The following is an 18,173-nucleotide window of genomic DNA, read 5'->3' on the forward strand; positions in this document are numbered from 1 at the left end:
GCATGAACATTTGAGAGAAGCAGACCACAAGTTACTTGGCTCTGGTCAGATTTTTCAGAGTATCGCCACCTTCGATCGAATAAATCTTGGTGGCAAGAGGCGTGACATCGGTAATGGAGATGCTGACGCTCTTCAAATTATCCGTGGTTTTTTCCCTGGAATATGCACATATTGCTTCACCTGGAAGAAAACTTACCAATATGCCTGCGTCTGTAGGTCGCCCGGGCGTGCGGCCTACGCCCGAGGTATAAACCGTCGTAACGTCGGAAGAGGTTCCACCGAGGAGACTGCCATTTAAATATCTGCTGCCAAGCCAATCATCATTGGTCCAGACATTGACGCCCTTGAGATCTTGCACTACCAGAGTGGAATCTGAATTCTCTTCGTTGGATTCGGCAAATACAACCAAAACTTTGGAGCCTTGAAACGTTGCGCCTCCGCTGTCAATGATGGTGCAGCCTGACGCCGATGCAGTTCGTGATTGAAGATTGTTGGTGCTGATATTCAAGAGGCCTGCGTGTGAGGAGAGAGTAAAAATCGACAGAATACAAAAAACGGCAGATTTGATCTTTTTCATATTTGGCTTAATGAATATTAACTATATATATGTGCGCAGTTGATTTATTTAAGATTTCTGACTGATATAAATAATACGTTGACTAACGTTTGCCAAAATAGGTGCTAACCCTTATGTGTTGCAGCAACTTAAATCAACTCTCATTTGGCCCTATAGTCTATGTCGGAATGTTTGCTGGAAATATGCCTACGTGACCATCCAGACCGATGATTTCGCTCCCGCGCCGCCCAAGCGCGTCATCTCTGCTGCGCCCGCCTCGCCGCAGGAAGAGGCCATAGAGCGCGCCCTGCGCCCCAAACTGTTGCAGGAGTATGTGGGCCAGGCCAAGGCGCGCGAGCAGCTCGAAATTTTCATTGGCGCTGCCAAAAAGCGCGGTGAGGCGCTCGACCACGTGCTGCTGTTTGGCCCCCCTGGCTTGGGCAAGACCACGCTCAGCCACATCATTGCCGCCGAACTCGGGGTGAACCTGCGCCAGACCAGCGGCCCGGTGCTGGAAAAGCCCAAGGACCTGGCGGCGCTCCTGACCAATCTGGAGCGCAACGATGTGCTCTTTATCGACGAGATCCATCGCCTCAGCCCCGTGGTCGAGGAAATCCTCTACCCCGCTCTGGAGGATTACCAGATCGACATCATGATCGGCGAAGGCCCGGCGGCGCGTTCCATCAAGCTCGATCTGCAGCCCTTCACGCTGGTGGGCGCCACGACGCGCGCCGGCATGCTGACCAATCCGCTGCGCGACCGCTTCGGCATCGTCGCGCGGCTCGAGTTTTATACGCCTGAAGAGCTGGCCCGCATCGTCAGGCGCAGTGCTGGGTTGCTGGGAACCCCCATGGACGACGCCGGTGGTTTCGAGCTGGCGCGGCGCTCGCGCGGTACGCCGCGCATTGCCAATCGGCTGCTGCGCCGCGTGCGCGACTATGCCGAGGTCAAGGGCGAAGGCCACATCACCCAAGATATTGCCAACCGGGCGCTCGCCATGCTGGACGTAGACCCGCAGGGCTTTGACGTGATGGACAGAAAGCTTTTGGAGGCGCTGATTCACCGCTTTGACGGCGGCCCGGTGGGGTTGGACAACATTGCCGCCAGCATTGGCGAAGAGGCCGGCACGATTGAAGACGTGATTGAGCCCTACCTGATCCAGCAAGGCTATTTGCAGCGCACCACGCGCGGCCGCGTGGCCACGCTGGCCGCCTACCGCCATTTGGGCGTGACGCCGCCGCAAGCGGCTGGCGGTCTGTTCGATGCCGGGGCGTCGCAGTGACGTTGCCTCGGCGCACGCTGTGGCTGTTGGGCGCGGCGCTGGCGCTGGGTGTTTTGGCGGTGGCGCTCGCCATTTGGCTGCGCGGGCCGCAGGTCGATGCTGTGCAGGTGCAGCGTGCGCCGCTTGTGCGCACGCTGCAGTTTTCCGCCCGCGTCGCGACGCTCTCGCGCGTGGACATTGGCAGCACCCTCACTGGCCGCGTGGTGCAGGTGCTGGTGGTCGAAGGCGACCGCGTGCAGGCAGGCGATGCACTGATTCAACTCGAAGACCAGGAATGGCGCGCCGCACTCGCCCAGGCCAGGGCCGCGGAGCAGCAGGCCCATGCGCACCTGACGGGCCTGCGCAGCAGCGGCCGCGCGGCTTTGCAGGCTGGCCTCGCGCAGGCCGAGGCCGGCCTGCATGCCGCCAAGGCGGCCCTGGCGCGCGCGCAGCAGTTGGTGGCCCAGGGTTTTTACAGCGCCGCCCAACTTGATGAGGCGCGCCGCGCTGCCGATGTCGCGCAGGCGCAAACCAACAGTGCGCGCGCCCAGGTGCAGGCCAATGCCGACGCGGGCAGCGACGTGGTGCAGGCCAGGGCACAGTTGGATGTTGCCCACGCCGCGACACAGGCTGCGCAGGCGCGGCTGGCCCAGGCCACGCTGCGCGCACCCACCAACGCCCGCGTGCTGGTGCGGAGCGTTGAGCCTGGGCAGATCGTGCAGCCCGGCAAGGCCTTGCTGAGCCTGGCGCTGGCCGGCCCGACGCAGCTTGTCGCCCAGGTGGACGAGCGCTTTCTGGAGCAACTGCGGCCTGGCCAGAGCGCCGCCGTCGTGGCCGACGCTTTCCCGAACCAGCGCTTTGCCGCGCGCGTGCTGAGCCTGGCGCCGGCGGTGGACGCGCAGCGCGGCGCCATCGAAGTGAAATTCGCGCTTGCCGCAGAGGCCCCAGCGTTTCTGCGCGAGGACATGACGCTGTCGGTGGAGGTGGAAACTGCAAGAAGAGACAACACCCTGGTGCTGCCGCAGACAGCGCTGCGCGCGCCGCCTGTGGGCGACCAGGCCGAAGTGCTGGTGGTGCAGGCGGGCCGTGCGCGCATGCGCAAGGTGCGGCTGGGCCTGCGCACCCTGGGCGCCGTCGAGGTGCTGGGCGGCCTTGCCGAAGGGGATGCCGTGCTGCAAAACGCTGCGGGCGTGCCGCCCGGCGCCCATGTGCGCAGCCGCGTGGTGGACTGGCTGCCCGCTGCCAGCGACCCGGCTGCGCGCGCCGAAGATGCCGGCGCGGCCATTTTCAATACCATGGGGAACTGACCGCCCATGCTGCGCTGGCCCGGCTTTGAACTGCGCGTGGCCCTGCGCTTTTTGCGTGAGGGGCGCATGCAGACCGTGCTCATCATCGTCGGGGTGGCGGCAGGCGTCGCGGTGGTGGCCTATATCTCGGCGCTGATCAGCGGCCTGCAATCGAACACGCTCGCCAAGACACTCGGTGCCCAGGCGCACATCACGCTCCAGGTGCCCGACGATGTTGTCACGCCGGCGGCGCTGCCTCGGCCCGGTGCTGCGGTGCTGAGCGATACCCAGCCGCGCGCCCAGCGCCTGCGCTCGGTGGCCAACTGGCAGGCGCTGGTGCCGCTTTTGGAGCGTCGGCCCAATGTGGCCGGCGTCTCGCCCATGGTTTCGGGCGCGGGGCTGGCGCTGCGCGGCGAGGCGGTCCAATCGATCGCGTTGATGGGTGTCGACCTGGACCGCTACGACCGCGTCGTCGGCCTGCGCAGCAAGGTGGTCAACGGGGTGGCGCGGTTGGCGCCGGGTGACGCGATCATCGGACGCGAGCTGGCGCACGACCTGGGCGTGCACGCGGGCGACCGCTTCACGGTGCAGACGAGCACTTCCAGCGAGCCGTTGCGCGTGACGGCGCTGGTGGATCTTGGCGTCAAGGATTTGAACCGCCGCACGGTGATCGTGCCGCTGCGCGAGGCGCAGAACCTGTTGGCCTTGCCCGGTGGCGCCACCAGCCTCGACTTGACGCTGAACGACGTCTGGGTGGCGCAGACCATGGCGCGCGATCTGCGCGCGCAGTTTCCCTACAAAATCGAGAGCTGGCAGGAGAACAACGCGCAGCTCGTCGCGGCGCTCAACGCCCAGTCCGTTGCCACCGGCATCATTCGCGGCGTGGTCCTGGCCGTGGTGGTGCTGGGCATTGCCAGCGTGCTGGTGGTGTCGGTCGTTCAAAAGCGCCGCGAGATCGGCATCCTGCGTGCCATGGGTGCTACGCGCGGGCAGATCATGCGGGTGTTTCTGGTGCAGGGCGCCGTGGTCGGTGCGGTGGGCTCGCTGCTCGGCCTGCTGCTCGCGGTAGCGCTCATTTTTGTGTTTACCCGCTTCGTGCATGGCTCGGACGGGCGTCCGCTGTTTGACATTCACCTGCTCCCTGCAACCGCGCTGCTGGTGGCACTGATTGCTACCGTGTGCGGGGTACTGGCGGCCATTGCGCCTGCGCGCAGCGCCGCCCGGCTGGATCCGGCGCAGGCTATTCGTATTTGATCCATGGCTGCGCCGCCCGGAACACCAGCGCTGATTGCGCTCTCCTGTATCAAGAAAAGCTACAACATCGGGCGCCCCAGCGAGGCCGAAATACTGCACGGGCTGGACCTGCAGGTCGCAGCAGGCGAGTTCATCGCACTCATGGGCCCCTCGGGCTCAGGCAAGAGCACGCTGCTGAACATTCTGGGTCTGCTGGAGCGCGCTACTTCAGGCGACTACCGCCTGCAGGGGGAGACCGTCCAAAACCTCGACGATGCCGCGCTCACGCTGCGGCGGCGCCACACGCTGGGCTTTGTGTTCCAGTTTCACCACCTGCTGCCAGCCTTCTCGGCGCTGGAGAACGTCACGCTGCCGGCGCTGATGGGCGAGGGGCGCGTGAGCAGCCAGCAGCGCGAGCGTGCGCGCAGCCTGCTGGACGCCGTGGGCCTTGCCAATGCCATGGACAAGCGGCCCGGCGAGCTCTCAGGCGGCATGCAGCAGCGCGTGGCCATTGCCCGTGCCCTGGTGCTGGACCCGCCGCTGGTGCTGGCCGACGAGCCCACGGGCAATCTGGACACCGCCGCGTCCAGCGAAGTGTTTGCGCTCCTGCGGCGCATGCATGCCGAGCGCGGCACCAGCTTCATCATCGTCACCCACGACCCGCGCCTGGCCGCGCACTGTGACCGGCTGGTGGAACTGGTGGACGGACGCATCGCCCGCGACGAGGCGATGGTGCAAGGCGTAGAGCCGGTTCCCAGCAGCTTGCCCGTGCCGCCGCCGTGACCAGTGGCATGCGGGAACCATCAAAAAAGTGAGCTGTCAGCGCTTACTGCATAAGCGATGAAGGCCTATTTGACTGATATTTTCTGCGCGCTTGGCCATCGGCGCGGCCCTGCTCACTGCCAGCCAAAGCGGCGGATATAGAAGCGTTTGAGCACCGTGGTCAGCGTGGCGTAGCCCAGCAAGATCGCCACCAGCGCGCCAAAGTAGGGCAGCGGCAGCGCCTGCAGCTTGAAGTAATCGGCCAGCGGCCCCATGGGCAGAAACACGCCCACGGCCATGACCAGCACGGTCATGCCCATCAGCGGCCAGGCGGCGCGGCTCTGGAGGAAGGGCAGCTTGGGTGTGCGGATCATGTGCACGATCAGCGTCTGCGTCAGCAGGCCGACGACAAACCAGCCCGACTGGAACAGCGTCTGCTCTGCCAGCGAGTTGGCCTGGAACACCCACCACATCAGCGCAAAAGTGAGGATATCGAACACCGAGCTGATCGGGCCAAAAAACACCATGAAGCGCCCCAGGTCCTGCGGGTTCCAGCGCAGCGGCTGGCGCACCAGCTCTTCGTCGACGTTGTCAAACGGGATGGCGATCTGCGAGATGTCGTAAAGCAGGTTCTGCACCAGCAGCTGGATCGGCAGCATCGGCAGGAACGGCAGGAAGGCGCTGGCCACCAGCACCGAGAACACGTTGCCAAAGTTGGAGCTGGCCGTCATGCGGATGTACTTGAGCATGTTGCTGAAGGTCTTGCGGCCTTCCACCACGCCCTGTTCGAGCACCATCAGGCTTTTCTCCAGCAGGATGATGTCGGCCGCTTCCTTGGCGATGTCCACCGCGCTGTCCACGCTGATGCCGATGTCGGCGGCGCGCAGTGCGGGCGCGTCGTTGATGCCGTCGCCCATGAAGCCGACGATATGCCCATTGGCGCGCAGCGCACGCACGATGCGCTCCTTGTGCAGCGGCGTGAGCTTGGCGAACAGGTTGTGCTGCTCCACCAGCCGGCGCAGGCCGGCCTCGTCCAGGTCTTCGATCTGGGCGCCCAGCACCACGCCATCGACCGGCAGACCGACGTCGCGGCAGACCTTGGCGGCCACCAGGTCGTTGTCGCCGGTCAACACCTTCACGGCCACGCCGTGCACGGCCAGCGCCTGCAGGGCCGGGGCGGCGGATTCTTTGGGCGGATCGAGAAAGGCGATGTAGCCGATCAGCGTCAGATCGGCCTCGTCGGCCACGCTGTAGACGGCCTTGCTCGGCGGCACCTCCTTGACGGCCACGGCGACCACGCGCAGGCCCTCCTGGTTGAGTGCGCCGGTCACGGCCTGCACGCGCGCCAGCAGCGCGGCGTCGAGCGCCAGCACCTGCGCACCGTCCTGGATGTGGCTGCAGGCGGCCAGTACTTCTTCGACCGCGCCCTTGCAGATCAGCTCGTGGTGGTCGCCCTTCTCGGACACCACCACCGACATGCGCCGACGCTGAAAGTCAAACGGGATTTCATCGACCTTGCGGTAATCCTCGCTGACGCGCAGCGCGGTCTGCAACTCCACGTGTTCGAGCACGGCGCGGTCCAGCAGGTTCTTCAGCCCGGTCTGGTAGTGGCTGTTGAGGAAAGCGAACTTCAGCACCTCGTCAGAGGCGACGCCAAGCACGTTGGTGTGGCGCTCCAGGACGATCTTGTCCTGCGTCAGCGTGCCGGTCTTGTCGGTACACAACACGTCCATGGCGCCAAAGTTCTGGATCGCATCCAGGCGCTTGACCACCACCTTCTTGCGCGACAGCACCACGGCGCCCTTGGCCAGGGTCGAGGTGACGATCATGGGAAGCATCTCGGGCGTCAGGCCCACGGCCACCGACAAGGCAAACAAAAAGGCCTCGACCCAGTCGCCCTTGGTGACGCCGTTGATGACGAACACGATAGGCACCATCACCAGTGCAAACCGTATCAGCACCCAGCTGACGTTGTTCACCCCGGTCTGGAAGGCCGTGGGCGTGCGGTCGGCTGCGGTGACGCGCGTGGCGATGGTGCCGAAATACGTGCCGTTGCCGGTGCTGAGCACCAGCGCAGTGGCCGCGCCAGAGACCACGTTGGTGCCCATGAACAGCAGGTTGGCAGCGTCCAGCACGCTCTCGCTATTCTCAGCATTCTTGGCCGCATCGGCATGCTTCTCGATGGGCAGCGACTCACCGGTCATGGCCGCCTGGCTGACGAACAGGTCCTTGGACACCAGTACGCGGCAGTCAGCCGGGATCATGTCACCAGCCGACAGAATGATCAGGTCGCCAGGCACGAGCTGCGTGATGGGCAGCTCTTGCTGCGCGCTGGCGCCGCCTGCTGCGCCAGTTTCGCTGCGGCGCAGCACCGTGGCGGTGTTGCTGACCAGGGCCTTGAGCCGTTCGGCTGCGCGGTGCGAGCGGCCCTCCTGGACAAAGCGCATCAGCGTCGACAGCACCACCATGCTGCCGATCACAACCGTGGCTTTGGCGTCTTCCGTGAGCCACGAAATGACGGCCAGCGCCGTCAGCAGCAGGTTGAACGGGTTCTGGTAACAGTGCCACAGGTGCAGCCAGGCCGGCAGGGGTTTTTCATGCTCGACCTCATTGGGGCCGATGCGCGCGCGGATGTCTGCGGCCTCAGCGTCGGTCAGGCCACGCGCCTGGCTGCCGGCGCGCGTCAGCAAGGCTGCCGTGCTGTCCTTGCTGGCCTGACGCAGCGCCTGCGTCAGCGCTGGTGGTACCGCCACGGCGTGGCCGTGCGTATCGAGCGACTCCAACATCAGGCGGCGCCGGAAATGCCGCAGCGTGTGGCGGCTGCGCAGGAACAGGGCAAAGCGGGCTTTGAAGAATTGCAGGGCCATTTCTTTCTTCCAGAACACGGGAGCGTCGCGGCCGGGCGGATTCTCAGCCTCCTGGCACGGCGGAGGGCACAGGCATGTCTAGCCTGGCCTGCGCAGGGCAGGAAAGCATCAGTGATTCAGGCGCGGCATCGCCAGGGCGCGGGCAAGCGCCGGGATGTCAGAAACCAGGGGCAGCAGTCGCGGACCGGACCGCGCCCCGTGCGCGGGACTCAGTCGGCCAGAAGCGCTGCCTTGGCGGCACGCTGGAAATCACTGGAAGAACTGGCACAGTCCACGCGGGGGGCTCCAAAAATCAGGGTGCGCGATTGTTGCACAGCAGCATTACAGGTGCAATAACGCATTGGCCTGTCCGCAAGGGAGTTTTTGACTATCAAAAAGATAGCTAAAAGCACATGTTCTGTAAGCCATAGAGCCTCATATCTATGGTATTTTTAATGGCTCCGACCCCAACAGGAGCGGGTTTTTTGCAGGATGTTTTCTACGGTGGCACCCTCAGAACGTATGGGCTCACGTTCTCAGGGAGAAGGCGCCTATGGACGCATGCTGGTACCCCCTGTCCAGTGGCGCAGGTCGGCCCGTCAAGAAGGCTGTCGAGCGGCGCTGGCTTCGAGCTTGCGGTAGATGGTCTGCCGGCTGATACCCAACTGGCGAGCGGCCTGGGTGACGTTGCCGCGCGTGCTTTGCAGGGCTTGCTGGATGGCGGCGTGCGACAACTCCTGCAGGTTGAGCGTGGCGTTCTGGGCCGGCACTTGGTCTGTAGGGCACGGTGCAGCGACTGCATTCTTCAAAGGAAGGGACAAGGCGGCGATCAGGTCATCAGGCATATGCACCCAGTCCAGCGTGTCCTCCTCGTCCCCCAGCATGGCGCAGGCCGTGCGCAGCACACTCGCGACCTGGCGCAGATTGCCGGGCCAGGCGTAACCGGCCAGCTGTGCATACAGATCTGGCGCCAACTGCAGCGCGCGCTCCGGGTGCAGGTCGTGCAGCAACCGCTGGGCGAGCGCCCCGAAATCGCTGCGCTCGCGCAGCGCCGGCAACTGCACCGTCAGGCCATTGATGCGGTAGTACAGGTCTTGCCGGAAACGCCCCTGCGCTGCAGCCTCCAGCAACTGGCAATGCGTGGCGCAGACAAGAGCAAAGTCCACCGGCACCGCCGTGCCCGAGCCGACCGGCGTGACGCTGCGCTCCTGCAGCACCCGCAGCAGCCGGGTCTGCATGGGCAGCGGCATATCGCCAATCTCATCGAGAAACAGCGTGCCGCCATGCGCTTCGCGCAGGCGCCCCAGGCTTCCCTCCTTGCGCGCGCCCGTAAAAGCCCCGCCCACGTAGCCAAACAGCTCGGCCTCGATCAGGGATTCTGGAATGGCACCGCAGTTGATGGCGACAAAGGGCGCTGCATGCCGCGGACCGCTGGCATGCAAGGCGCGCGCAAACACCTCCTTGCCCACGCCGCACTCACCCTGGATCAACACCGCGATAGGCTTGCCCACCACGCGGCGCACCTTGTCGGCGGCGGCGCGCCAGCGGGCATCGCCCGTATCGATCTGGGCCAGTGCATCGCCCGCGGGCTGTGCAGGCTGAAGGTGCGCCGCACTGCTCGCGCGGCGCGTGGGCCAGGTAGCCGCATCCGCCTGCAGCTGGGCAAACAGCGTGGCGCCGCTGTGCAAGCGAAGCATGTGGGTCTGCGAGGACCGGCGCTGGTGGCGGGTGAGCAGGTCATCGAGCCGCACATCGAGTACGCGTTCGAGCAGCGTCGCGCCGATGTCCCCGGTCTGCAGGCCCAGCTGCGTCAGGGCCACGCGGTTGGCGCCCACGATCCAGCCGTCCTCGGAGACCACCACAATGCCTTCCGCGACGCTGCCAATGCCTTCGGGCTGCGTGTGCAAGTGCAGCCGAAGGTTGCGCTGGCAGGTGGCCACCAGCAGGCGGTTCTCGATCATGCGGGCGGCCGTACTGACCAGGCCCAGCGTATGCCCATGGGCCTGGCCGCTGCGGTGGTCGCCAGAAATGTCCAGGATACCCAGCAGATCGCCCGTGGCCGACAGAATGGGCGAAGCCGCGCAGGTCAGGAAACTGTTGCGCTCCAGGAAGTGCTCGGAGCCGTGTATCTGCACGGCGCTGCGCTCGACCAGGGCTGTGCCAACGGCATTCGTGCCGCGGTGTTCCTCGTGCCAGGACGCCCCGCAGGCCAGCGCCACGCGTGCCGCCTTGTCGGCGAAAAGCGGGTCGCCCAGCGTGTGCACCAGCATGCCGCGGGGGTCGGCCAGCACGACCACGCTCTGGCTGTGGCGCACCTGGTCAAACACATATTCCATGATGGGGCGTGAATGCGCCAAGAGCGAATGGCTGGCCGACAGGGCCTGGCGCAGGCTGCCGCTGCTTGCTGGCTCGGGCGCCAGCACCCGGCCCGTGGGCACCAACCCCGCTGCCATGCTGCGCGACCACGAACGCGTCAGGCGTTCATGGACCAGGCCACCTGGGCACTGGCCCGATTCCAGCAGATGCTGCCTGGCCTGGCGCAAGGCGATGGGAGTAGGGATCGATGGCATGTGTTGTCTCCTGTGCGGGTGCTGGGGTGCCCCGCTTTTTGGCGCGAGTATGGGCGGCTCGCCACCCGCAGGCAACTGTGCATTACCCCTATGCTGGCCAAGTGTTTCGTTCTGTGACAGTCGTTGCACTGTGGAGCGTTGTCGCCAAGGGCCAGTGCACCCCATGACAGCCTATTCGGGCGCAGTCTTCGGAGGTTCTGGGTTGCAGGCTTGACGGCCTGTATCAGGTGCCATCGCACGGCTGTACAGCGTTTTCCGCACATGGGATGTCGCGCAAGGCACACAACTTGCTACCCACGCTTCCTAGGAGCGGATTTGACTCAGGGCCGAACAAAGCATCCCCGAAGCTAACACCTACGTTCAATTCTATCGAAGTGGGTCGCCAAGGGCCATGCAAGGGGTAATCGGTTACCCAGGCAGCAGAGGTTGGGCGAGTGGTCAGTGACGTTCCTGTGGGTAGGTATGACTTCATTCATTAGCAAATAAAAGGAGACGACGATGAAGAATTTGAACGCGCTGGCCATCAGCATCTCGGTGTTGGGCGCTCTGGCCACATTTCTTGCCCTTGGGCCATTCAGCGGGGTGTACCTGATATGGGCCGTGTTCGTGGCCTGGGGGGCTTTCTACGCGCTGGGTGCAGATCTGGCTGCGCTGCAAAAACTGATTGTCTGTGGCGTCTTCGGGGCGTTGGTGGCTTGGGTGGTTGCGGTGGCGATCCTTGCGCTGCCGTTCGCGGGGCTTCTGGGTTTGCCTCTGTGGGCGGCGCTGGCGGTGGGTGTTGGCGTGGTGGTCGTGGTGTTGGCGGCCAACGTGCCGGCACTGGCCACTATTCCTGCCACGGTGTTTGGCTTTGCCTCCACCTTTGCGTACCTGCTGCAAACCCCCGACATGCTCAAGCTTGACGTGCTGCTCTCGGCAACCTTGAAAAACTCGCTGATCGTGGTCTCTCTGTCGCTGGTGGTAGGGGGGCTCTTCGGCCTGGTGTCAGCGCGCTGGGGCGCTGCGATGACGAAAGCGTAGGCGCAATTCGGTCTACCGCGATTTTCATTGTGGCTAGGGGGAATCAAGCGGCCAGACAGGCCGCTTGATTCTTTTCGATCCGCTGTTGCCCCATTGGGAGAAGTACGCGTATGCAAGCTCAACAAATGCTGCCGATTGAAGAATTTGGTTTGGCGGTGGGTCTGCGTTTGCCTTGGCGAGCCAGCAAATGCACGGTAAACGAAGTCTCCAAAACGATCCACCTGTGGATCACCAACCAAGGCCTAGCGACCGCCGAGCAACGGCGCCTGTGGTTTGTCCCAAAGGCGGCACGAGTGCCCAGCAAAATCACCAGCGCTGAAGACAAGCAATGGCGCCATGTGGATTGCATGACCTACAGCTGCGTGGTTCATACATGCGACCCGCTGCAGCCTGACGACCATGAACTGGACTGGCTTGGTCTGCCCAACAGCCCGTTCACCAAGTGCCTGGCAAAGAGAATCTTCCAACTGCTGATGGAAGGTGTCGACATGCAGGTCATTTGCGAGGTGCTGCGCATTCCGTTTGCCGAACTCTGGAAGTTCAAGTTCGACCTGGACAATGGACTGCTGAACTTCGAATACCAACCATCAGTGCGGCGCAGGGCGAAATTTCACTCCGAATCCCAGGCACCAGCGGCGATACAGGCTGCTGCGCCGGATGCCAAAGCAGTTGAGACGGCCATCCCGGTTCCCGACGTGTCTGATCCGGTGTGGGAACATTTGATTACTGGGAAACTGAACATCGATATCAAGACGCTCAGTCTTCAGCTCTTGCTAACGAAGCTGCGGCAACAAGTCAGCCAGTTGCAAAGTGCAGACGTGAAAATCATGAAGCTGCGTGAACTGCATCGCTACGTGGAGCGGCATCAGCGCGTGCTCCGGCATGAACTGGTCCAGCTCAAACCGTTCTAAGTAGGGAATCGAACATGAATGTCTTGAACCAAGCCCTGCTTGAACCGCGCGAGGCGGCGGCGCTCATTGCCAGTGGGGCGTACCTCGCCATCGCGGGTGACGAAGCGGTTCTGGTAGGTCTTCCCAGGGGCAACTGGATTGGCGGCACGATTGCTTACTTCATGGCGCAGGAAGGCGGACAAACCACTCGCGAGCAAGTCTTCGTGACCAAACTCGATACCTTTGGTCTCCTCCCGACTATCACCCAATACGACGCGCAGCATCTGCCGTCGGTGTGCCAGGATGGACCTGACAACGGTTACAGCCTGATCATTCTTCCTGCCTTTTCCAGGATTCATTACGAATTCGCCAAAAACGCGCCCATGTACGAAGACATGTACATGAAGCCCCTGGTGGGTTGGATCTCTGGCGCTCATCTAGATGACCTGGCCACGTGCAAGCCCAAGACCTTGGACGGGCGCACGGGTGAGCTGTTCGAAGACCGGGCCGTGGTGCTGCATGTACCCTTGCCAGACAACATCAGCGTCAATGTGAGCATTGTCAACCTGTTCAAGCAAGGCAGTGGTGACGTCATCTATTTCGAAAAAGAAGGCTTCAGTGCGTCTACCTGCGTTATCAACCAGAGGCCCGTGTCTTTCGCAAAGTACTTGAAGGAGATGGGCCACGACACACGCTTGCCCCTGGTGGCCGACTACAACGGCGCCAGCGTCAATGTGAGCTTCAAGGCGGTCAATTCCCAGGACGCGACCGTAGATTTCTACGGCCCGGTTTTTCCTAAGGTTGCGTACCGGCTTGCCGATTCGTTCCATGTCGACTATGAGGCAGCCTTCGCGCAGGCCAGCGCCGATCTGCCAGAGGCCAGTTTTTCCTGCAACTGCATTCTCAATTACCTCTATGGGGAACTAGAGGGAAAACACACCGGGCAGGTGATTGGTCCGATGACTTTTGGCGAAGTGGCCTACCAGTTGCTGAACCAGACCATGGTGCAGATGACCTTGGAAATGCACTGACGAGTGCGGCTCGCCAAGGGGGCAGGTCACGCAGAACAAGTCCCTCAGGCACTGCGCGGCGCACGGGCGGCTTCGAGCTTGCGGTAGATGGTCTGCCGGCTGATACCCAACTGGCGAGCGGCCTGGGTGACGTTGCCGCGCGTGCTTTGCAGGGCTTGCTGGATGGCGGCGTGCGACAACTCCTGCAGGTTGAGCGTGGCGTTCTGGGCCGGCACTTGGTCTGTAGGGCACGGTGCAGCGACTGCATTCTTCAAAGGAAGGGACAAGGCGGCGATCAGGTCATCAGGCATATGCACCCAGTCCAGCGTGTCCTCCTCGTCCCCCAGCATGGCGCAGGCCGTGCGCAGCACACTCGCGACCTGGCGCAGATTGCCGGGCCAGGCGTAACCGGCCAGCTGTGCATACAGATCTGGCGCCAACTGCAGCGCGCGCTCCGGGTGCAGGTCGTGCAGCAACCGCTGGGCGAGCGCCCCGAAATCGCTGCGCTCGCGCAGCGCCGGCAACTGCACCGTCAGGCCATTGATGCGGTAGTACAGGTCTTGCCGGAAACGCCCCTGCGCTGCAGCCTCCAGCAACTGGCAATGCGTGGCGCAGACAAGAGCAAAGTCCACCGGCACCGCCGTGCCCGAGCCGACCGGCGTGACGCTGCGCTCCTGCAGCACCCGCAGCAGCCGGGTCTGCATGGGCAGCGGCATATCGCCAATCTCATCGAGAAACAGCGTGCCGCCATGCGCTTCGCGCAGGCGCCCCAGGCTTCCCTCCTTGCGCGCGCCCGTAAAAGCCCCGCCCACGTAGCCAAACAGCTCGGCCTCGATCAGGGATTCTGGAATGGCACCGCAGTTGATGGCGACAAAGGGCGCTGCATGCCGCGGACCGCTGGCATGCAAGGCGCGCGCAAACACCTCCTTGCCCACGCCGCACTCACCCTGGATCAACACCGCGATAGGCTTGCCCACCACGCGGCGCACCTTGTCGGCGGCGGCGCGCCAGCGGGCATCGCCCGTATCGATCTGGGCCAGTGCATCGCCCGCGGGCTGTGCAGGCTGAAGGTGCGCCGCACTGCTCGCGCGGCGCGTGGGCCAGGTAGCCGCATCCGCCTGCAGCTGGGCAAACAGCGTGGCGCCGCTGTGCAAGCGAAGCATGTGGGTCTGCGAGGACCGGCGCTGGTGGCGGGTGAGCAGGTCATCGAGCCGCACATCGAGTACGCGTTCGAGCAGCGTCGCGCCGATGTCCCCGGTCTGCAGGCCCAGCTGCGTCAGGGCCACGCGGTTGGCGCCCACGATCCAGCCGTCCTCGGAGACCACCACAATGCCTTCCGCGACGCTGCCAATGCCTTCGGGCTGCGTGTGCAAGTGCAGCCGAAGGTTGCGCTGGCAGGTGGCCACCAGCAGGCGGTTCTCGATCATGCGGGCGGCCGTACTGACCAGGCCCAGCGTATGCCCATGGGCCTGGCCGCTGCGGTGGTCGCCAGAAATGTCCAGGATACCCAGCAGATCGCCCGTGGCCGACAGAATGGGCGAAGCCGCGCAGGTCAGGAAACTGTTGCGCTCCAGGAAGTGCTCGGAGCCGTGTATCTGCACGGCGCTGCGCTCGACCAGGGCTGTGCCAACGGCATTCGTGCCGCGGTGTTCCTCGTGCCAGGACGCCCCGCAGGCCAGCGCCACGCGTGCCGCCTTGTCGGCGAAAAGCGGGTCGCCCAGCGTGTGCACCAGCATGCCGCGGGGGTCGGCCAGCACGACCACGCTCTGGCTGTGGCGCACCTGGTCAAACACATATTCCATGATGGGGCGTGAATGCGCCAAGAGCGAATGGCTGGCCGACAGGGCCTGGCGCAGGCTGCCGCTGCTTGCTGGCTCGGGCGCCAGCACCCGGCCCGTGGGCACCAACCCCGCTGCCATGCTGCGCGACCACGAACGCGTCAGGCGTTCATGGACCAGGCCACCTGGGCACTGGCCCGATTCCAGCAGATGCTGCCTGGCCTGGCGCAAGGCGATGGGAGTAGGGATCGATGGCATGTGTTGTCTCCTGTGCGGGTGCTGGGGTGCCCCGCTTTTTGGCGCGAGTATGGGCGGCTCGCCACCCGCAGGCAACTGTGCATTACCCCTATGCTGGCCAAGTGTTTCGTTCTGTGACAGTCGTTGCACTGTGGAGCGTCGCCCCACGGGCGACTGGCGGCATCCTGCTCAGAAAGTTTGCAAGGTCCTGCAAATTCAATGCATTGGCAGCACAGGGACAGCCTGGCACGGTTTGTGAATGGTGTCTGGTATCTGGCCGTCCAAGTGGACGCTGGATTGACTTTTCACCTGGAGACAAGCACATGACCGTTTATGCAGCCCCTGGCGCCGCTGGCGCCAAAATCGCCTACAAACCCCAGTACAACAACTTCATCGGTGGCAAGTTCGTCGCCCCTGTGAAAGGCCAATACTTTGACGTGGTGACGCCTATCAGTGGAAAGGTCTATACGCAGGTAGCCCGCTCCACCGCCGAAGACATCGAACTGGCGCTCGACGCCGCCCACGCCGCCGCCGACGCCTGGGGCAAGACCGACGCCGCCACGCGCTCCAACATCCTGCTCAAGATTGCCGACCGCATTGAGCAAAATCTGGAGTTGCTGGCCTACGCTGAAACCGTGGACAACGGCAAGGCGATCCGCGAGACGCTGAACGCCGACATTCCGCTCACCGTGGACCATTTCCGCTACTTTGCCGGCTGCGTGCGGGCACAAGAAGGCGCGCTGTCCAACATCGATGAGAACACCGTGGCGTACCACATCCAGGAACCTCTGGGCGTGGTGGGCCAGATCATTCCGTGGAACTTCCCCATCCTGATGGCAGCCTGGAAACTGGCCCCTGCCATTGGCGCCGGCAACTGCGTGGTGCTCAAGCCCGCAGAGAGCACCCCCATCAGCATTCTGATTTTGGCCGAGCTGATTGCCGACATCGTTCCCCCTGGCGTGCTCAATATCGTCAACGGCTACGGCCGTGAAGCCGGCATGCCGCTGGCCACCAGCAAGCGCATTGCCAAGATTGCCTTTACTGGTTCCACCACCACGGGCCGCGTGATTGCGCAGGCCGCGGCCAACAACCTGATTCCCGCCACGCTGGAGCTGGGTGGCAAGTCGCCCAACATCTTCTTTGCCGACATCATGGACAAAGACGATGCCTTCCTCGACAAGGCGATTGAAGGCCTGGTGCTGTTTGCCTTTAACCAGGGTGAGGTTTGCACCTGCCCATCGCGCGCACTGATCCAGGAATCCATCTACGACAAGTTCATGGAACGTGTGCTCAAACGCGTGGCGTCCATCAAGCACATGAACCCGCTGGACACCGACAGCATGATGGGCGCACAGGCCTCCAAAGAGCAGCTCACCAAGATTCTGTCGTACCTTGATCTGGGCAAACAGGAAGGTGCCGAGGTGCTGGCCGGTGGCAGCCAAGCGCATCTGGGCGGGGACTTGGAAGGCGGCTACTACGTGCAGCCCACGCTGTTCAAGGGCCACAACAAGATGCGCATTTTCCAGGAAGAAATCTTTGGTCCCGTGCTGGCCGTGACCACCTTCAAGGACGAAGCTGAAGCGCTGGCCATTGCCAATGACACGCTGTACGGCCTGGGTGCCGGCGTGTGGAGCCGCAACGGCAACGTGGCCTACCGCATGGGCCGCGCCATCAAGGCCGGGCGCGTGTGGACCAACTGCTACCACGCCTACCCGGCGCACGCTGCGTTCGGCGGTTACAAGGAATCGGGTATTGGGCGTGAGACGCACAAGATGATGCTCGACCACTACCAGCAGACCAAGAACCTGCTCGTGAGCTACAGCGAAAACAAGCTGGGCTTCTTTTAAGGCCGGCGGCTGCTACCAATGAGCGAAGGGGTGCGGGCAGCCGCTCCCCTTCTTCGTTTGAGAACCTGAAACCGGCATTTGGCTCCGCGCGGCGGTGCCGTTAGCGGTGTGCCAGGCAAGGTGAGCGAGACGAGGCAGCGGGTTCATGCCCGCAAGGAGGGGTCGCGCTGCATGGCGCGCCGAGTGCGGTGCTGGTGGGCACAACGCACCCTTGCGGCGAGCGCGGTCGAAGCCACCAAACCCTGGTTGCACAAGGGATAGAGAAGACGCCTCAGCGGCCAACTGCCGATCGGTCTAGGCTTTAGAGAACAAGGAGACGAGCATGGTCGACAAAATCATTGCCACACCTGCCGCACTGGAACTGGTGGCTTTCCTCCAAACCAAATACGGCCCTGAACTGATGTTTCACCAGTCAGGCGGTTGTTGTGACAACAGCGCGGCCAATTGCTTCCTGCCCGGCGAGATCACCATGGGGGCTGGCGATGTGTACCTGGGCGATGTGGGCGGCTGCCCGTTCTACATGGGACGCGCGCAGTACGAAACCTGGAAACATACCCAACTCATCCTCGATGTGATCGAGGGCCATGGCGGCAGCTTTTCGCTCGAAGGGCCGGAGGGCAAGGCCTTCCATACGCGCTCGCGGGTGTTCACCGACGAGGAATTGCAGACGCTGGGTATCAGCCGGCCCAGTGCAGACGCGCTGCCTGCGTGCCCACTGAAGTGAAATCAGGCGCGGGGCTGCTGGCCCTGCTATTTTTTCTCAGCTTGGATCAAAAAAGCAGGGCCCAAAAAGACTTGGATTGCTCCTAAATAAATAGCTTCCTACGCTTATTGGATAAGCGCTAGAAGCCATTTTTCTATCAATTTTCACAAGAAT

Annotated in this window: 13 protein-coding genes; 9 read left to right on the forward strand and 4 right to left on the reverse strand. The window is 63.3% G+C overall.

The genetic code is table 11. The annotated features are described in order from the left end of the window. Positions 1-31: 31 nt before the first annotated feature. The gene (locus AC07ZH_RS07575) at positions 32-577 is read right to left on the reverse strand and encodes a hypothetical protein (RefSeq protein ID WP_495199209.1); all 546 of its coding nucleotides are present in this window, start codon (positions 575-577) and stop codon (positions 32-34) included. A gap of 190 nt (positions 578-767) precedes the next feature. Here AC07ZH_RS07575 and ruvB point away from each other — a divergent pair, with 190 nt between their 5' ends. The 4 genes from ruvB to AC07ZH_RS07595 are packed head-to-tail and all read left to right on the forward strand — an operon-like array spanning position 768 to position 5,119. Further along, positions 768-1,838 carry a Holliday junction branch migration DNA helicase RuvB gene (ruvB, locus tag AC07ZH_RS07580; protein WP_119110141.1) on the forward strand — a complete coding sequence of 357 codons (1,071 nt, stop codon included), beginning with the start codon at positions 768-770 and terminating at the stop codon, positions 1,836-1,838. Continuing rightward, on the forward strand, positions 1,835-3,124 hold the full coding sequence (locus AC07ZH_RS07585) for an efflux RND transporter periplasmic adaptor subunit (RefSeq protein WP_495199210.1): 1,290 nt from the start codon (positions 1,835-1,837) through the stop codon (positions 3,122-3,124). Before ruvB ends, AC07ZH_RS07585 begins: the two co-directional genes overlap by 4 nt. Before the next feature lie 6 nt (positions 3,125-3,130). Then, positions 3,131-4,357 (forward strand): ABC transporter permease, encoded by a 1,227-nt coding sequence (locus AC07ZH_RS07590; protein ID WP_495199211.1) that lies wholly within the window; start codon positions 3,131-3,133, stop codon positions 4,355-4,357. 3 nt (positions 4,358-4,360) lie between these two features. Then, positions 4,361-5,119 carry an ABC transporter ATP-binding protein gene (locus AC07ZH_RS07595; protein ID WP_495199212.1) on the forward strand — a complete coding sequence of 253 codons (759 nt, stop codon included), beginning with the start codon at positions 4,361-4,363 and terminating at the stop codon, positions 5,117-5,119. Positions 5,120-5,232: 113 nt separating this feature from the next. Here the strand turns inward: AC07ZH_RS07595 and mgtA are convergent, their stop codons facing one another. Together mgtA and AC07ZH_RS07605 are read right to left on the reverse strand one after the other, a co-directional pair. Next, positions 5,233-7,965 carry a magnesium-translocating P-type ATPase gene (gene mgtA, locus AC07ZH_RS07600; protein ID WP_495199213.1) on the reverse strand — a complete coding sequence of 911 codons (2,733 nt, stop codon included), beginning with the start codon at positions 7,963-7,965 and terminating at the stop codon, positions 5,233-5,235. A gap of 578 nt (positions 7,966-8,543) precedes the next feature. Then, positions 8,544-10,514, reverse strand: a complete 1,971-nt coding sequence (locus AC07ZH_RS07605) for a sigma-54-dependent Fis family transcriptional regulator (RefSeq protein WP_495199214.1) — start codon at positions 10,512-10,514, stop codon at positions 8,544-8,546. Positions 10,515-11,012: 498 nt separating this feature from the next. Here AC07ZH_RS07605 and AC07ZH_RS07610 point away from each other — a divergent pair, with 498 nt between their 5' ends. From AC07ZH_RS07610 to AC07ZH_RS07620, 3 genes are all read left to right on the forward strand, one after another. Further along, a complete protein-coding gene (locus AC07ZH_RS07610) occupies positions 11,013-11,534 on the forward strand; it encodes a DUF1097 domain-containing protein (protein ID WP_119110146.1) in 522 nt (173 codons plus the stop codon). A 110-nt stretch (positions 11,535-11,644) separates the two neighbouring features. Then, complete coding sequence (locus AC07ZH_RS07615; RefSeq protein ID WP_495199215.1) at positions 11,645-12,445, forward strand: hypothetical protein; 801 nt, start codon at positions 11,645-11,647, stop codon at positions 12,443-12,445. Between the two features lie 14 nt (positions 12,446-12,459). Continuing rightward, the gene (locus AC07ZH_RS07620) at positions 12,460-13,455 is read left to right on the forward strand and encodes a DUF6976 family protein (RefSeq protein WP_495199216.1); all 996 of its coding nucleotides are present in this window, start codon (positions 12,460-12,462) and stop codon (positions 13,453-13,455) included. 44 nt (positions 13,456-13,499) lie between these two features. Here AC07ZH_RS07620 and AC07ZH_RS07625 read toward each other — a convergent pair whose 3' ends face one another. After that, positions 13,500-15,470, reverse strand: coding sequence for a sigma-54-dependent Fis family transcriptional regulator (locus AC07ZH_RS07625; protein ID WP_495199217.1), 1,971 nt, complete (start codon positions 15,468-15,470; stop codon positions 13,500-13,502). Positions 15,471-15,772: 302 nt separating this feature from the next. Here AC07ZH_RS07625 and exaC point away from each other — a divergent pair, with 302 nt between their 5' ends. Together exaC and AC07ZH_RS07635 are read left to right on the forward strand one after the other, a co-directional pair. Beyond that, on the forward strand, positions 15,773-17,296 hold the full coding sequence (gene exaC, locus AC07ZH_RS07630; protein WP_495199218.1) for an acetaldehyde dehydrogenase ExaC: 1,524 nt from the start codon (positions 15,773-15,775) through the stop codon (positions 17,294-17,296). Between the two features lie 322 nt (positions 17,297-17,618). Beyond that, entirely contained in the window at positions 17,619-18,020 is a 402-nt protein-coding gene (locus tag AC07ZH_RS07635) for a DUF779 domain-containing protein (protein ID WP_119110173.1), read from the forward strand. Positions 18,021-18,173: the final 153 nt, after the last annotated feature.

The organism is Simplicispira sp. GW247-4R2A (assembly GCF_059424465.1).

Coding starts and splice junctions, on each gene's coding strand:
- AC07ZH_RS07595 (WP_495199212.1), top strand. CDS start 4,361: ATGGCTGCGCCGCCCGGAACACCAGCGCTGATTGCGCTCTCCTGTATC.
- AC07ZH_RS07635 (WP_119110173.1), top strand. CDS start 17,619: ATGGTCGACAAAATCATTGCCACACCTGCCGCACTGGAACTGGTGGCT.
- AC07ZH_RS07605 (WP_495199214.1), bottom strand. CDS start 10,514: ATGCCATCGATCCCTACTCCCATCGCCTTGCGCCAGGCCAGGCAGCAT.
- AC07ZH_RS07590 (WP_495199211.1), top strand. CDS start 3,131: ATGCTGCGCTGGCCCGGCTTTGAACTGCGCGTGGCCCTGCGCTTTTTG.
- AC07ZH_RS07625 (WP_495199217.1), bottom strand. CDS start 15,470: ATGCCATCGATCCCTACTCCCATCGCCTTGCGCCAGGCCAGGCAGCAT.
- exaC (WP_495199218.1), top strand. CDS start 15,773: ATGACCGTTTATGCAGCCCCTGGCGCCGCTGGCGCCAAAATCGCCTAC.
- AC07ZH_RS07615 (WP_495199215.1), top strand. CDS start 11,645: ATGCAAGCTCAACAAATGCTGCCGATTGAAGAATTTGGTTTGGCGGTG.
- AC07ZH_RS07575 (WP_495199209.1), bottom strand. CDS start 577: ATGAAAAAGATCAAATCTGCCGTTTTTTGTATTCTGTCGATTTTTACT.
- mgtA (WP_495199213.1), bottom strand. CDS start 7,965: ATGGCCCTGCAATTCTTCAAAGCCCGCTTTGCCCTGTTCCTGCGCAGC.
- AC07ZH_RS07610 (WP_119110146.1), top strand. CDS start 11,013: ATGAAGAATTTGAACGCGCTGGCCATCAGCATCTCGGTGTTGGGCGCT.
- AC07ZH_RS07620 (WP_495199216.1), top strand. CDS start 12,460: ATGAATGTCTTGAACCAAGCCCTGCTTGAACCGCGCGAGGCGGCGGCG.